We start from the raw sequence: 15,317 nt of genomic DNA on the forward strand, positions 1-15,317 counted from the left end.
GGTCTTCAGCCCGGATGTGCGAAAGCCCCCCCCCTATTTCTGTCGCAACGCCAACGGCACGCGATTGTTCTGCCGCGTCAGTTCCGGCGCATCCTCCGCCAGCGCCACCTCCGCGGTCAGCGTCTCCGCATCCACCTTTGCCGGCAGCTTGAAAGTCACCGCCACCGTGCGCGGCTTGAGATCCAGCGGGGCCTCCAGCGCCGGGATCGGCTCGCTCGCCACTTCCGCGCCATCCGCCCCGCGCAGCACCGCACGGCCGCCGGGAACGGCCTGGCTGCCGAGGCTGTGGACGGTCAGGGTCACGCGCCGCCCCTTCACCGCGATGTCGTGCGCGCCGATGCCGAGGTCGGGCCGATGCTCCACCGGGGTCGACGGGCGCAGCAGCTCGAATTCATAGACCACGGTCTCGCCGGGCGTGAAGCGCACCTCGGTGTTGGCGCTGCGCTCCAAGGTCACATCATGCGATTCGCCCGCGGGCACCAAAGTCTTGCCGTCGTCGGGCGTGGTGTAGCGGCGGACGCGCCAGGTGCCGGCGATCACGTTCCAGGTGGACATCATCGCACGCTGCTCGACCGCGGAGAGGTTGTAGCCGATCACGCGCAGCTTGTCCGGCCGGGCGCCCGGCACGAGGATCGCGACCTGCTCCGCCCCGCCCGGCTGGTCGAACCGCCAGCTCACGAAATGCGTCGGGAAATGCATGTTCCGCCGCAGCGCCACCGCGCCCAGCCGCTCGCGCTGGAGGATATCGCTGGGCGAATCGACCCGGTCGGACCACCAATCGCCCTCGGTGTTCATATACATGTGCTGCTGGCGCTCGATGATCGAATCGCCGTGCAGCTTCGTCAGCGCGGCGGTGTCGCCGGTCGCCGCCCAGCGGGCGTAGAGCGCGAACGCGTCATTGCTCTTCGACGCCGCCAGTTGATCCCGCCATTCGTCGCCCTGCGCGAGGCGATCGAACAGATTGTCGCCCAGTTCGGCAATCGATGCCGGTCCGGCGCGGGCAACGCGCGCATCGATGGGCTGGAGATATTTGGTGTCGCCGGTCAGCCGCCACGCCGCCCACGCGGTCTGCAGCACGATCGTCGATCCGCCGCCGTCGCCGGCACGCTCCTTGTCCGAATACCAATTGATCTCGTTCGGATAGGCCCAGACGCCCTTCTCATCCTTGCGGCCATGCGCCATCCAGCCGTCCATCAGCCCGGTGATCTGGTTGGTGGCGACCGGATTGCCGTTGAATGCGGCCAGCATCGTCGGCACGTGCATCACCGTGAAGCCGTAGGGCTTCTGCCAGGACCAGGGATCGTCGCGGTAGATCTTGCGCCCGCCGAACCAGCTCGACGCGAAATGGACATGCCCCGCCGGGTTGCGCAGCAGCACGCGTGAGAGGCCGTCGACATTCTCCATCAGCCGCTCGACCGCCAGCGGCTCGCCCCAATTGAGGTAGAGCCGCTCGGCATTGCTGTTGAGCCCTTCCTCATAGACGTGGAGTTCGTCGGTCTCGATCGTGCCGAGGCCGTTGGTGATCATGCCATTCTTGTAGACCGCGTCGGACAGCGCGCGCAGCGAGGCGTTGATCTTGTCGGGGTCGACACCCATCAGCGCCAGCCCCGGCCATTGCTGGGTCAGATCGGTATCGTCCGAAAGCCCGCCGCCGAAATCGCCATAGGGCACCTGGCGATTGTCGATCCACCAGTTGATGAAGCGGCCGACCAGCTTCAGATCCTCGACCTGCCGGAACGCCCACAGCGGCACGTTTGCGGGCGCCTGCGGCAAGGCGACGGCGGGGAAATTCTCCGGGCGATAATTGATGTCAGCCCAATATCCCCGCGCCAGCTCATTGTCCGGATCGACGCGCAGCAGGTCGGAAACATCGGCGAAAATGCGGTCATAGAGCGGCGCGCGGCGCGAGGCGGTATGTTCCTCGACCAGGAAGGCCCAATTGTCCTTCACCTGGTTGAAGCGGTCGGCGACATGCTCCTTCGCCGCATCCTTGCGCGGCTTGAACACCAGCCGGATGCGGGTGCCGTCGAGGCTGGTCGCGTCGAAATCGGCGGCGCCCGAGGCGACCGTCAGATAGAGGCTGTCATGCGAAAGGATGCGATCGCGCAGGTCGAGCCACAAGGTCCGCGCCTCGCCCGCGCGCACCGAGACCGAGACGTCGATCATGTCGCGTCCCGGCCAGATCGGATCCTTCACCCGGATGTTGAGCGGCACGAGGCCCTTGCCGTCACCCTTCACCTTGAGCGCGGGCAGATCGATCGCGATGCCGTCCAGCCCGTCATGGATGTTCTGCCAGCCATAATCCCAGGCGCGCGCGACCGGCTGGTCGGCGGGTGCCGGGCCGAAGCTGGCGGGGATGAGCACATGGACGATCGGCGCCGCGCCCTTCATCCGCTCGGCGGCGCCGCTCGCGCCCGCAGCGCCCGCCCCCACCGCGGCGCGCACGCCCGATGTCGGCATGGCGAGCACGGTGCTGCGCTCGTCCGGTGCATGGCGCCCGGCGATGAAGGCGTTGAGGTCGTTCAATATCTCCATGCGCGGCGCCACCGCGCTGCGGATCGTGTAGTCGAGCTGGAAACTGCCCTCCGGCACCACGCCCTTGCCGACATCATAGGCCCAGATTTCCTGGATCGGCTGTTCCTGCATGGTGTTGGTGAAGCTCAGAGTGCCGCCGGAGCGCGCTGCGAAGCTGTCGACGCTGCGCACCACGCCCGCCTTGCGCGTCGCCAGCTTCTGCGACGTCGTGCCATCGGACCAGTCGAGCGTGCCATAGGCGGCACCGCGCAGTTCGACGCGGTTGAAGCGCTCGCCGGCGGGCACGGTCAGCCGATAGATCTTGCCGCCCTCGACATAGACGTTCCAGTCCGGAAGCTGGAAATAATCGTCGCGCCCCGGCAGTTTGGAGCGGTTGTAGACGCCGGGCCAGGTGGTCTCGGCGATGCCGTCCACGCCCTTCCACATCCATTCCTTCATGTCCTTCGCGTCGGCGAATTCCACCTTGCGGATGCGGGTGACAAGATCTTCCAGCAGCGGCGGCGCGCCGGCATCCCAGCCATAACGATGCGCCCAGGCGGCGCGGCGTGCTCCGTCCTGCGTCGCCGGGGCAGCCGGCGCCGGTTCCCGCTTCGCCGCGAGCGCCGCGACGGCGGCCGCGTCGAGCATCCGGTCATAGACGCGGATCTCGTCGAGGTCGGAGCCGCGCATGAAATTGTAGCGGCTCTGCACCTGGTGCGGTGAAAGCACGCGGCCGGCGAGCCCGAAACTGTCGAGCCCCGCGTCGAGATCGGCCTTCTGGTCGAGCTTCGCCACCTCCTGCCCGTCGACGAACAGCCGCACGCCGCTGGTCTCATCCCACCCGAAGGCGATGTGGTGCCACGCCGCCGGATCGGGCAGCGCCGGCATCGCGAAGGACACGCGCAGGCGCGAGAGATTGGCGTCGGTCACGAAGGCGTCGAAGCCCTTGCCGTTCCAGTCGATGCGCAGGAAGGCCATGTCCCAGCTCGAATGATCGGCATAGCCCGCGCGGAAGATCACGAACGGCGCCTCGCCCACCGGCTGCCGCGCGCGCCAGAAGAAGGCCAGCGTGCCGCGCGCCGCCTGCATGTTGCCCGGCGCCTTCCACGCGACATAGCCGTCATCCGCCCATTCCGCCGCGCCGCCGATCGCGCCGTTGGGCACGACCTTCAGATTGCTGCGGAAATTGGGCACCGGATCGCCGCCCGCGACATCGGCGGTCAAGCTTTCGTCCACCGAGGCGCGGAAGAGGAGGCCGGGATCCGTGCGCGGGCTATCGACGCTCTGGGCATGCGCGGCACCGGCGATCAGCGCGGTGGCCAGCGAGAGCAGCGAGGCGGTGCGGAAACGGGTCAAGGGATACTCTCCTGAGGGCGGGCGACCATCGGTTTATTTTCGTCTTTTTGGTAGTTGGAAACCGGTGTCACGGGCAACCCCGATTTGCTAGAAAGCCCTCTCCCGCACTTCGCGGGAGAGGGTTGGGTGAGGGGCCGAGCGCAGCGAGGCTTCTTCTTGTTCTTCAACTCCGCATCTGCGGATCGCTCGGTGCCGAAGAACGCTCGCTTCGCTCGCGCCCTCACCCACCCCTCTCCCGCGAAGTGCGGGAGAGGGCAAAAAAAGGAGAGTCCGTGCCCGTCCTCACCCGCCGCGACATGCTGATCGGCACGCTCGCCACCACATTCATCACCGCCCCTGCGCTCGCCCGTCCGCGCGCTGAAATCTGGACGTTCGACGATCTCACCCGCATCGGCGGCCACCCGGTCCGCGTCGAGGGCGCACCGATCCTCGTCGATTCCCCGCTCGGCGCGGCGCTGACCTTCGATGGCGAGGATGATGCGCTCTTCATCGACCATCACCCCCTCGCCGGCGCGGAGCGCTTCACCTTCGAAGCGCTGTTCCGCCCCGACGGCGGCGCGTTCGAGCAGCGCTGGTTCCACCTCGAAAGCGACCAGACCCCGCCGGTCGCGCCCGGCACCGGCACCACCCGGATGCTGTTCGAGATCCGCGTCGTCGAGGATCATTGGTATCTCGACGCGTTCATGCGGGGCGACGGCTACAACCAAGTGCTGATCGTGCCCGAGAAGCGCTTCCCCGTCGGCGCATGGTATCATGTCGCGCAGAGCTATGACGGCACCACCTACCGCTCTTACGTCAACGGCGCGCTGCAGGCGGAAGCGGCGGTGCCGTTCAAGCCACAGGGACCGGGCAAGGCGTCGGTCGGTATCCGCATGAACAGGGTCAATCCGTTCAAGGGTGCGGTGCGACAGGCCGCATTCGTGAAAGGCGAAGCGAAACGACCGGGCGAGTTTGTACTGAAGCGCCCTTGAGTTGACAGCGCTCTTGCAGCCTCCCGCTGCAACGGCGACAAATCCGATGCCATCGTCTGGTTCGTGCAGTTGGAGGTGTCCGATGGATGACCTGTTCAGCGGTGCTGGCGCGACAGACCTCCCGTTCCGCCTCCCGGGCGGCGATGGTTATGCCGCGCGCTGGAACGAGGCGCTGCGCGGTTTCGACGTAGAGGTGCCCGATGGCGCCTTCTTCTACGCCGAGGCCTTTTTCGGCCGTGCGGTGAGCGACCGCGCGATCGACTATTTCCAGGAGAATGACAGCATCGACTGGCGCAGTGCGCGATCGCGCGATGTCGATGCGGAAACGCTGGAGCGCATCCGCTTCGCCAACATCGCGTGGAAGCAGGACCGGATCAGCATGTACGGCAAGCAGATCCCGCTGCCCCGGCTGACGAGCTGGTATGGCGATGCCGGCCGATCCTACACCTATTCGGGCATCACCTCGCATCCCAACCCGTGGAACAAGGGCCTGCTCCACCTCAAGGAGAAGATCGAGGCCTGCGCCGGCATCCGCTTCAACTCGGTGCTGCTCAACTGGTATCGCGACGGCGACGATCATCTGAGCTGGCACGCCGACGACGAACCGGAACTCGGACGCAATCCGATCATTGCGTCTGCCAGCTTCGGCGCGGCCCGTGATTTCGTGATCCGCCGTCATGACGATCCGTCGGTAAGGATCATGCTGCCGCTGCGTCATGGCTCCTTGCTGGTGATGAAAGGCGCGCTCCAGCATTTCTGGCAGCACGCCGTGCCCAGGCGCAAGGCCGTCGAGGGATCACGCTTCAACCTGACGTTTCGCCGCGTCCTGGATTGAGCGGGCGATCCAAACTCGAACGTTTTCAAACGACTTTTACATATGCAACTTGCGCCACATCGCGCCCGCTGTCAGATTTCTTTCGATCACCAGACAGATCGCAAATGATCGAAGGAGGGGACGGTTTTGGATCACCGGATGAATCGTCGCGGGATGATGGGCGCGAGCGGTTTCGGTCTGCTGGCGCTGGCGACCCCGCGTGCCGAAGCGCAGGAAAAGGACGGTGGTAGCGGTGCTACGGCCTCCGCCCGTCTACCTATCCAGGAACAGAGCCGCGAACGCCGCATGCGCTGGTGGCACGACGCCAAGTTCGGGATGTTCATCCATTACGGGCTCTACAGCCTGATCGGTCACCAGGAATGGGTGATGGAATCGGAAGGCATTCCGATCCCAGACTACGAGAAACTGGCGCAGCATTTCGTGCCGAAGCCGGGCGCCGCCCGCGAATGGGCCCGCCTCGCGAAGCGCGCCGGGCAGCGTTACATGGTGCTCACCACCAAGCACCATGAGGGCTTCTGCCTGTGGAACACGCAACAGACCGACTATAACAGCGTGAAGCAGGCAGCGAAGCGCGATATCGTGCGCGAATTCGTCGATGCCGCCCGTGCCGAGGGGCTGCGCGTGGGCTTCTATTATTCGTTGATGGATTGGCACCACCCCGATGGCGCGCGCTGCAAGGATGATCCGGCGGCCCGCGAGCGTTTCGTATCCTTCGGTCATGCACAGATCCGCGAACTGCTGACCAATTACGGCCAGATCGACATCCTCTGGTACGACGTCGATTGGCCGCTGACGCCCGCGCAATGGCGCGCCGGCGACATGAACCGGATGGTCTTCGACCTGCAGCCGAGCATCGTCGTCAACAACCGCAACGGGCTGGACGGCGACTTTTCGACTCCCGAGCATCGCGTCGCCGCCGCCGATCGCGCCTGGGAAACCTGCGAGACGATGAACCTCGGCTGGGGCTATCAGCGCACCGACGACGAGTGGAAGAGCCCCAAGCGCATCGTCAACGACCTCACCTTGTGCGTGCAGCAGGGCGGCAATTTCCTGCTCAACATCGGCCCCGAGGCGGACGGCACGGTGCCGCAGGCCTCGGTCGAGACGCTGGAGCGCGTCGGCGACTGGCTGCAGACCAACGGCGCCGCGATTTATAACTCAGACGGCCGCGCCGCCGGCGCGTTCGGCAACTACACCAACTTCACCAAGGCCGGGGACAAGCTCTACGTCCACGTCTATTTCTGGCCGTCGAAAAGCCCGGCGGCGCAATGGCTCGAGTCGCTCGCCAAGGAAACCGTCGTCGCAGTTGGCGGGGTGCGCTGCAAGGCGCTGTCGGCGCGGCTGCTCAAGACCGGCCAGCCGGTACAGTTCACCCAGGACGAGATCGCGCTGCGCTTCACCAGCCTGCCTGCAGAAGCCCCCGACGATCCGACGACGGTGATCGAAGTGACCTGCGAGGGCACGCCTTATGTGCGCCACCACCTGATCCGGCCGGAATGGCCGCGTTATGGGGTGAACGTGGGGGGAAAGAGGAGCGTTTGAGGGGTAAGGAGGGGGTGGTCGCCCCCTCCCCTACAAAACCTATTTCCGCTTCAGGCTTTGCTCGCGGACGGCGCGGAATTCGGAGCCCAGTTTCCACGTCGGCCATGCGTCCGAATTGGCCAGTTCCGTGCCGATCGTACCAGCAAGTGCAATATCTTGCACAGCCCCGTCGAGGTTCCAGTCGGGCCCCCATTGGTCGCAGGCCTGATGGTAGCAAGTGCCGGTGTAGGCATCGATCCACGCCTGCCCGGCCTTCACCCCGCCCTGCTTGAGGTCTGAGGCGCCGGCGATGCCCATCAGCAGCATCACGGGCACGCCGCGCTTGGCGAAGGAGAAATGGTCGGCGCGGTAAAACAGGCCGCGTTCCGGCAGCCCCTCGGGCGTCACCCGCCGCCCCTGCGTCGCCGCGACGCGGGCCATGTCGTCCTCCAGGCTGTTCTGGCCCTTGCCGACCAGTACGACATCCTTGGCGAAGCCGGCGGTCTGGAGGATGTCCAAGGTCAGGTTGGCGACGGTGCGGTCGAGCGGATAGACCGGGTTGGCGGCATAATATTCGGATCCGAGCAGCCCGCGCTCCTCCGCCGTCCACGCTGCGAACACCACGCTGCGCGCCGGCGCGGGGCCCGCCTTCATCGTCCGCGCAATCTCCATGATGCCGGCAAGGCCCAGCGCATCGTCATTGGCGCCGGCGCGATAGATGCGGCCCTGCGCATCGGGCTTGCCCTTGCCATAGGCATCCCAGTGCGCGCCATACATCACCACCTCGTCGGCGCGGGTGGTGCCGGGGATGCGGCCGAGCACATTGTGGCTGGTCACAACTTCATGCGAGACCGGCACGTCCGCCTTGAAGCGCATGCCCTCCAGCGCGACCGGCCGAAAGCCGGGTGTACGCGCCGCCGCCTTGAGTGTGTCGAGATCGAGCTTCGACGACGCCAACAGCGCCCGCGCAGCCGCGTCGGACAGCCAGCCCTGCAGCCGCACGCTGGTGAGATCCTCGGGCTTGCGGGCGATATCGTAATTCTCGCCGCCGGGGCTGACGACGACGTTCCAGCCATAGCCGGCGCCGGCCGTATCATGGACGATCAGCGCGCCGACCGCGCCCTGCCGCGCCGCTTCCTCGAACTTGTAGGTCCAGCGGCCATAATAGGTCATCGTCCGGTCGCCGAACTTGCCGGCGGCGGGCTCACCCGGCTTCGCCTCGAAATCGGGATCGTTGACGAGGAAGATCGCGACCTTGCCCTTGAGGTCGACGCCCTTCAGATCGTCCCACTTCCGCTCGGGCGCCTTCACGCCATAGCCGACGAACACCAGCGGCGCGTCGATCAGCGCGGCATCGTCCGGGCGGATGGTGGAAACATAGATGTCCTTGCCCGTCTCCAGCGGCACGGTGCCCGCCGGGCCGGCGACCGCCAGCGTCTTCGGCGTGCCCAGCCGGGTGTGGAGCAGCGGCACCGGCTGCAGCCACTGCCCGTCCGGCCCTGCCGGTTCCAGCCCAAGCGCCTGGAAGCGCGCGATCAGATAGCCGACCGTCCGCTCCTCCCCCACCGTTCCCGGCGCGCGACCCTCGAACGTGTCGGAGGCGAGCGTGCGGACGGTCTGTTCGATGCGGGCGGCGGCACTCTCCCCCTGCGCGAGAACGGGCTGGGCGGTGCCGGCGAGCAGCGCGGCGGCGGAAGCGAGGAACAGGATCTTCATGCCGCCGGTTTAGATCGCCGGGCGGCGGGGGCAAGGCCGTGTCAGCCGCCGGGCTTGATATAGGGTGCCACCGCGAACAGCAGCCGTTCCTCCCGCCGCGGATCATTCTCCACCCGCACCGCGCGATCGAAGATCATCGTCGCCCGGCGTTTCAGATCGAACTGCGGCCAGGCCGGCAGCGCGCCGCCATTGGGATCGCCGCGCGCCGCCAGCGCGATGAAGGCGTCCGCCATCTGCCCGGCGAGCCTGCGTGCATCCGGCCCATTGCCCGTCCGAGCGCCACGGGCGTCGACATTGTCGAACACCAGCGGGATATCGAGCGAGTGGAAGGCACCGAGCACACCGCCGGCCTCCGGGCAGGGGAAATCGAGCTGATACATCCAGGTCGGCGCGCCGAGCTTCGCACGCTCCTCGGCCTGGATCAGATGGCCGGGCCAGGATCGGCCCGCGGTGGTCGCGGCGAGCAGGATCTGGCCCGGCGTGCGATCGGGATAGAGTTCGCGATAGCGGCGGATGACATGATCGGGCGCCAGATCCTTCACTGTCTGGCTCGCCAGCCGCTGCGGCAGATTGTCCCATGTCGTATCGCCCGCGCGCAGCATCTTCTCGATCCACAGCGCGGTCTCGTCATGCGTGTTGCCGACGATCAGCGGGATATGTGCCGCCTCACGCGGGGCGTCGGGCACGAAGGGGTGGCGCGGCAGCACGCCATGGTCGAGCGTGGAGACGAAGCTGATCTCGCCCTTGTTCTCCAGCGGGTCGGTCATCGCCATCGCCTCGACCAGCCGCTCGACCGGCAGCGCCCGCAGCGTCGCGATGTCGGCCGCGCCCGCCTTCGCCATCCACGCCCGCGCACGTTCGGTCGCGTGCATCGGCCCGGCGGCGGTGACGTGCTGGCCGCTCATCGTCGCGGCGCTGTGGAACAGCGGGCGCCCCTCGGGCATCGCCATCAGGGTCACCACCTTGGCGCCGCCGCCCGACTGGCCGAAGATCATCACCCGTCCCGGATCGCCGCCGAAGCCGGCGATATTGTCGCGCACCCACTGCAGCGCGAGGATGATGTCGAGATTGCCGACATTGCCCGATTCCGCCGGCCCGCCGAGCTGCGCGAGATAGGCATAGCCGAGCCCCGCGAGCCGGTGATTCAGCGTCACCACCACGACATCGCCGCGCCGCACGAGGTTACCGCCGTCATAGAGCGGGTCGCTGCCCGAGCCGTGCGCGTGGGCGCCGCCGTGCAGATAGACCATCACCGGCCGCTTTCCGGCATCGAGCGCGGGGGTCCACACATTGAGGAACAGGCAATCTTCCGAGGTCGGCTCATCCGCGCGCGTCTGCTGCGCCGCGGCGCCATAGCGGGTGGCGTCGGCGATGTCGGCCCAGGGCGCGGGCGGCACGGCGCGTTGGAAGCGGCGCGGGCCGGTGTCGGCGCCGTAGCGCACGCCACGAAACACCATCACGTCGCGTTCGGTGCTGCCGCGCACGCGGCCGTACCGGGTGGTGGCGACCGGGCTGGGCTTTGCCGGGCGCTTCGCCGCGATGATCACCGGCGCTGCCGCCATCGCCCCCAGCACCGTCCGCCGGTCCACCTGATCCGTCATGCCGTCTCCGCGCAAAGCTGGCGCATCGCCGGCAGCGCCGGATTGGCATTGTCCCGCCGCCACGCCATGTGGAGTTCGACCGGCTTCTCCTGGGGGGTCAGCAGCCGGCGGAACTGGACGTCCATCATGTGCAGCCCGGTCGCGCTTTCGGGCACGATCGCCGCCGCCAGCCCGGCATGGACGAGGCCGAGCATCGAATGGATCTGGGTGACGTGCTGGACGTAGAGCGGCGCCACCGCCGCCTCGTCGAACAAGGTCACCAGCATGTTGTGGAAATAGGAAGCGCCCTGCCGCGAATACATGATCAGCGGCAGCCCATCAAAATCGGCGGGATCGAGCGCGGCCTTGGCCTGACGCGGATCGCCCGGCGGCAGCGCCACCACCAGCGGCTCGTGCAGCACGCAGCTCGTCTCGAACTCGTGACGGTCGATCGGCGGGCGGACGAAGCCGATGTCGATGAGGCCGGTCAGCAGCGCGTCGATCTGGTCGCCCGACACCATCTCGCGCAGTTCGAGCTCGATATTGGGCAGCGCGATGCGCGCCTGCGCGACGATGCGCGGCACGACATTATAGCCCGAGACCGCGGTGAAGCCGAGCGCGACCCGCCCGGCATCGCCCTTGGCGACGCGGCGGGCGGAAAGCGCCGCGCTGTCCGCCAGCCGCACGATCCGCCGCGCCTCGATCAGGAACACGCTGCCCGCCGGGGTCAGGCTGACCTGCCGGCTGGTGCGTTCGAGCAGTTGCACGTCGAGGATGCGCTCGAGCAACTGGATCTGCCGGCTGAGCGGCGATTGCGTCATGTTGAGGCGCTGCGCCGCACGGCCGAAATGCAGTTCCTCGGCCGCCGCGACGAAGCAGCGGAGCTGGCTCAGTTCGAACATCATCGGAGGGTAAGCCGCCCCGCCCGGCGTGTCACGCCGCCGCCGACAATGCCTTCGGCGAAACGCCCTCGATCAGCGCGCGCAGTTCCGCCTCTTCCGCCGCCGACAGGTCGGTGAGCGGCGAGCGCACCGGCCCCGCATCCCGGCCGACGACGCGCATGCCCGCCTTGACGATCGACACCGCATAGCCGCGGCCGCGGTTGCGCAGCGCGATATAGGGCAGCACGAAAGCCCGAAGCTGGTCCATCACATAGGCCTGGTCGCCCGCGCGCACCGCCTTGTAGAAGGCCAGCGCCCATTCCGGCATGAAGTTGAAGATCGCCGAGGAATAGGTGGTCACGCCCATCGTCAGATAGGGGGTGGCGAAGGTCTCGGCGGTGGGCAGCCCGCCGATATAGGTGAGGCGATCGCCCATCCGCGCATAGATCCGCGTCATCAGTTCGATGTCGCCGACGCCGTCCTTGAAGCCGACGAGATTGGGGTTGCGTTCGCAGAGGCGGGCGAGCGTCTCGTCATCGACCACCGCATTGTCGCGGTTGTAGACGATCACGCCCAGTCCAGTCGCGCGGCACACCGTCTCGATATGCGCGGCGAGCCCTTCCTGCTTGGCGCCGACGAGATAGGGCGGCAGCAGCAGCAGGCCGTCAGCACCCGCCTTCTCGGCATCGCGGGCGATGCCGGTGGCGATCGCGGTGCCATAGCCGCAGCCCGAGATCACCGGGATGCGCCCCGCGGTCTCGGCCACCGCCGCGGCGACGACGGTCGCGACTTCCTGCGGGGCGAGCGAGAAGAATTCGCCGGTGCCGCCAGCGGCGAACAGACCGGTCAGCTCATGTTCGAGCATCCAGCCGCAATGTTCGCGATAGGGCGCTTCGAGAAAGGCGCCGTCCGCGTCGAAATGGGTGACGGGGAAGGACAGCAGCCCTTGGCCGAGAAGGCGCGCCATTTCCGAAGGGCCGAACTGACTCATGCTGGAATTCTCCTCTTGGGGCCAAGCGTGTCCCCGCCTTGCCGCTGCCCCCGACAGATACGGACGGCGCCCGCGAGGGTCCAAACCAAAGGCGCGCACGATCGATGCAAGACTTGGCTTGATGGAGGAGCATCCAATTGCGTCGGAGTGACGCCGGTCACCGCCGGCATCCATGAGCAGGGCTATCCCGTATCCCTAGAAAAGGTCGCACACCGCCGCGGTTGACCGGCCGCGGCGGCGGCCGGACACTGACCGTCCAACGATCGGGAGCCCGCGATGAATTTTGCACGGTTCATGCCCCTCGCCATCCTCGCATCCCTTGCCGCCTGCGGGCAGGCGCCCGAGGGCGGGGGGCCCTCCCAGGCGATGGAGGCCGCCGCGCCGGCGCCCGTTTCCGCTGACGCCGCGAAGGAGGGCCAGGCGGTCAAGGTCGTGCTGCCGCAGATCGCCTATTCTTATCGCTACGGGTTCAACGTGCCGGCGGCCAAGATCGCAGATGTACAGCAGGCGCATGTCAGCGCCTGCGACAAGCTCGGTCCGGCGCGCTGCCGGGTGGTCGAGATGCAGCGCAGTTCGGCCGATGGCGGCGGCGCCTCCGGCTCGCTCAAGCTTCAGGTCGACGCGCGGATCGCGCGTGGCTTCGGTGGGGAACTCTCCAAGGCAGTCAACGGCGCCGGTGGCGCGCTCGACGAGAGCAGCACCACCTCCGAGGATCTTTCCAAGAAGATCGTCGATACCGAGGCGCGGCTGCGTTCCAAGCAGGCGCTGTCGGCGCGGCTGATGCAGTTGCTCCAGAGCCGCAACGGTACCGTCGCCGAACTGGTTGAGGCGGAACGCAAGGTGGCCGAGGTTCAGGAGGAGATCGATGCCGCGCAGAGCTGGCTCGCCGAGATGCGTGGGCGCGTCAGCATGTCCGAGATCGACGTCGACTATAACGCCGCCGGCGGTTCGGGCTTCTCACGTCCGATCCGCGAGGCGGGCGGCAATCTGGCGGCGGTGCTGGGCGTCAGCATCGCCGGGTTGATGGTGCTGGTGGTCGGCGGCCTGCCCTGGGCGGTGGTGATCGGCCTCATCATCTGGGCGATCCGCCGCAGCCGTGCGAAGCGGCGGGCGGCGGTGGTGGTGGAGACGCCTCCGGCAGCCTGATTGCGCCTCACGGACACATCCGTTATACGCCCCGCCAAACCGCCCCGGTCGCGCGCGAGTCCATTGCGTGCCCGGGGCGAACTGCCTTTTGGAGCATGCCGATGTCCCGCCGCCGCCAAATTTACGAAGGCAAGGCCAAGATCCTGTACGAAGGCCCTGAGCCGGGCACGCTGATTCAGTACTTCAAGGACGATGCCACCGCGTTCAATGCCCAGAAGAAGGGCACGATCAACGGCAAGGGCGTGCTCAACAACCGTATTTCCGAGCATATCTTCACCTTGCTCGGCAATATCGGCGTGCCGACCCACTTCATCCGCCGGCTCAACATGCGCGAACAGCTCATCCGCCAGGTCGAGATCGTGCCGATCGAGGTGGTGATCCGCAACGTCGCCGCCGGTTCGATCAGCAAGCGGCTCGGGATCGAGGAAGGCACGCAGCTGCCCCGCACGATCATCGAATATTATTACAAGGACGATGCGCTGGGCGACCCGCTGATCAGCGAGGAGCATATCGCCTGCTTCGGTTGGGCCAGCCAGGAAGAGATGCACGATATCTCCGACATGGCGATTCGCGTGAACGACTTCATGAGCGGCCTGTTCGCCGGCATCGGCATCCGCCTGGTCGACTTCAAGCTCGAATTCGGTCGCATCTTCGACAACGATTACTCGCGCATCATTCTCGCGGACGAGATCAGCCCCGATGGCTGCCGCCTGTGGGACATGGAAACCAGCGAGAAGCTGGACAAGGACCGCTTCCGTCGCGACCTCGGCGGCGAGGTGGAGGCCTATCAGGAGGTCGCACGCCGACTGGGCCTGCTGCCGGAAGGCGCTGACACCGCGGTTCTCGACCTCGAGACGCACCGCAAGAAGCGCGGCAAGTAAATGGGTTAGCGGCGTCACAAAGGCGCCGCGGATCCCTTTCCCTCCTCGCGGCTTGGGCTTATGCTGCATCTGCGAGGAGGCCCCATGTCTGCGACCCGTCTCAAAACCCATCGAGTGGAAAAACCCTGGGGGCGTCACAGTCTGTGGCCCGGTTTCCCCGACCCCGCGCCCGAGGGCGAACCGGTGGGCGAAGTGTGGTTCCAGACGCTGGACGGGTCCGAACCCGACTTGCTCGTCAAATATCTGTTCACAAGCGAGAAGCTGTCGATCCAGGTTCATCCCGACGATGAATCGGCACGTGCTTCCGGCTTTCCACGCGGCAAGGACGAAGCCTGGGTGATCCTGGCCGCCGAACCCGATTCGACCATCGCGCTTGGCACAGTGAAGCCGCTGACCGGCGATGAACTGCGCGCCGCCGCGCTCGACGGCTCCATCGAACAGCTTGTCGACTGGAAACCCGCCAAGGCCGGCGACGTGATCTATTCGCCCGCTCGCACCGTGCATGCCCTCGGCGCCGGGCTGACGCTCGTCGAGGTCCAGCAGAATGTCGATCTCACCTATCGCCTCTACGACTATGGCCGTCCGCGCGAATTGCACCTGACCGACGGTGTCGCGGTGTCGGATGCCGTGCCGTTCGAGGTCGAGGACAAGAGCGTCGTCGTCACGCCGGGAAGGACGATATTGTGCGAGGGCGGCAAGTTCGTACTCGAACGCTGGTCGTGGGATGGTGACCGCACCATCGCCTTGCCCGCAGACCGGCCGGGGCTGTTCGTGCCAGTCGTCGGGTCGGGAACGATCGATGGCGCCGCGTGGGAAGCTGGCGAATGCTGGGCGGTGGATGGCGGCGCCGCGATCAGTGTGGCACCCGGCGCGGACATCCTGTTTTCCTATCCGGGGCCGGAGCGGCTGGCGCTTTAGGTTTACC

At 66.9% G+C, this 15,317-nt stretch carries 11 protein-coding genes; 6 read left to right on the top strand and 5 right to left on the bottom strand.

Annotated features, from left to right (window positions below; genetic code table 11):
* Positions 1–33 precede the first annotated feature (33 nt).
* Positions 34–3,870, bottom strand: a complete 3,837-nt coding sequence (locus FHS96_RS20535; RefSeq protein ID WP_429596090.1) for a LamG-like jellyroll fold domain-containing protein — start codon at positions 3,868–3,870, stop codon at positions 34–36.
* 272 nt (positions 3,871–4,142) lie between these two features.
* Between FHS96_RS20535 and FHS96_RS20540 the strand changes: the two genes are divergently transcribed.
* From FHS96_RS20540 to FHS96_RS20550, 3 genes are all read left to right on the top strand, one after another.
* Positions 4,143–4,841, top strand: coding sequence for a LamG-like jellyroll fold domain-containing protein (locus tag FHS96_RS20540; protein WP_429596093.1), 699 nt, complete (start codon positions 4,143–4,145; stop codon positions 4,839–4,841).
* An 82-nt stretch (positions 4,842–4,923) separates the two neighbouring features.
* Positions 4,924–5,676 carry an alpha-ketoglutarate-dependent dioxygenase AlkB family protein gene (locus FHS96_RS20545; protein ID WP_429596096.1) on the top strand — a complete coding sequence of 251 codons (753 nt, stop codon included), beginning with the start codon at positions 4,924–4,926 and terminating at the stop codon, positions 5,674–5,676.
* Positions 5,677–5,814: 138 nt separating this feature from the next.
* A complete protein-coding gene (locus FHS96_RS20550) occupies positions 5,815–7,218 on the top strand; it encodes an alpha-L-fucosidase (RefSeq protein WP_429596099.1) in 1,404 nt (467 codons plus the stop codon).
* A 39-nt stretch (positions 7,219–7,257) separates the two neighbouring features.
* On the opposite strand, the gene FHS96_RS20555 is transcribed toward FHS96_RS20550, so the two are convergent.
* The 4 genes from FHS96_RS20555 to kdgD are packed head-to-tail and all read right to left on the bottom strand — an operon-like array spanning position 7,258 to position 12,365.
* Positions 7,258–8,913 carry a M20/M25/M40 family metallo-hydrolase gene (locus FHS96_RS20555; protein WP_429596102.1) on the bottom strand — a complete coding sequence of 552 codons (1,656 nt, stop codon included), beginning with the start codon at positions 8,911–8,913 and terminating at the stop codon, positions 7,258–7,260.
* Between the two features lie 41 nt (positions 8,914–8,954).
* Positions 8,955–10,514: a carboxylesterase/lipase family protein gene (locus FHS96_RS20560; RefSeq protein WP_429596105.1), complete on the bottom strand. Its 1,560-nt coding sequence runs from the start codon at positions 10,512–10,514 to the stop codon at positions 8,955–8,957.
* On the bottom strand, positions 10,511–11,398 hold the full coding sequence (locus FHS96_RS20565) for a LysR family transcriptional regulator (protein ID WP_429596108.1): 888 nt from the start codon (positions 11,396–11,398) through the stop codon (positions 10,511–10,513). The genes FHS96_RS20560 and FHS96_RS20565 overlap by 4 nt, the downstream gene beginning before the upstream one ends.
* Positions 11,399–11,426: 28 nt before the next feature.
* A complete protein-coding gene (gene kdgD, locus FHS96_RS20570; protein WP_429596110.1) occupies positions 11,427–12,365 on the bottom strand; it encodes a 5-dehydro-4-deoxyglucarate dehydratase in 939 nt (312 codons plus the stop codon).
* Positions 12,366–12,641: 276 nt separating this feature from the next.
* On the opposite strand from kdgD, the gene FHS96_RS20575 reads away from it, so the two are divergent.
* The 3 genes from FHS96_RS20575 to FHS96_RS20585 all read left to right on the top strand — a co-directional run bounded on the left by FHS96_RS20575 (position 12,642) and on the right by FHS96_RS20585 (position 15,310).
* Positions 12,642–13,511: a DUF4349 domain-containing protein gene (locus tag FHS96_RS20575; protein WP_429596113.1), complete on the top strand. Its 870-nt coding sequence runs from the start codon at positions 12,642–12,644 to the stop codon at positions 13,509–13,511.
* 101 nt (positions 13,512–13,612) lie between these two features.
* A complete protein-coding gene (purC, locus tag FHS96_RS20580) occupies positions 13,613–14,392 on the top strand; it encodes a phosphoribosylaminoimidazolesuccinocarboxamide synthase (protein WP_429596116.1) in 780 nt (259 codons plus the stop codon).
* An 84-nt stretch (positions 14,393–14,476) separates the two neighbouring features.
* Positions 14,477–15,310, top strand: coding sequence for a class I mannose-6-phosphate isomerase (locus FHS96_RS20585; RefSeq protein WP_429596119.1), 834 nt, complete (start codon positions 14,477–14,479; stop codon positions 15,308–15,310).
* Positions 15,311–15,317 lie beyond the last annotated feature (7 nt).

The organism is Sphingomonas zeicaulis (assembly GCF_050433225.1).
Lineage (GTDB): Bacteria > Pseudomonadota > Alphaproteobacteria > Sphingomonadales > Sphingomonadaceae > Sphingomonas_D > Sphingomonas_D zeicaulis.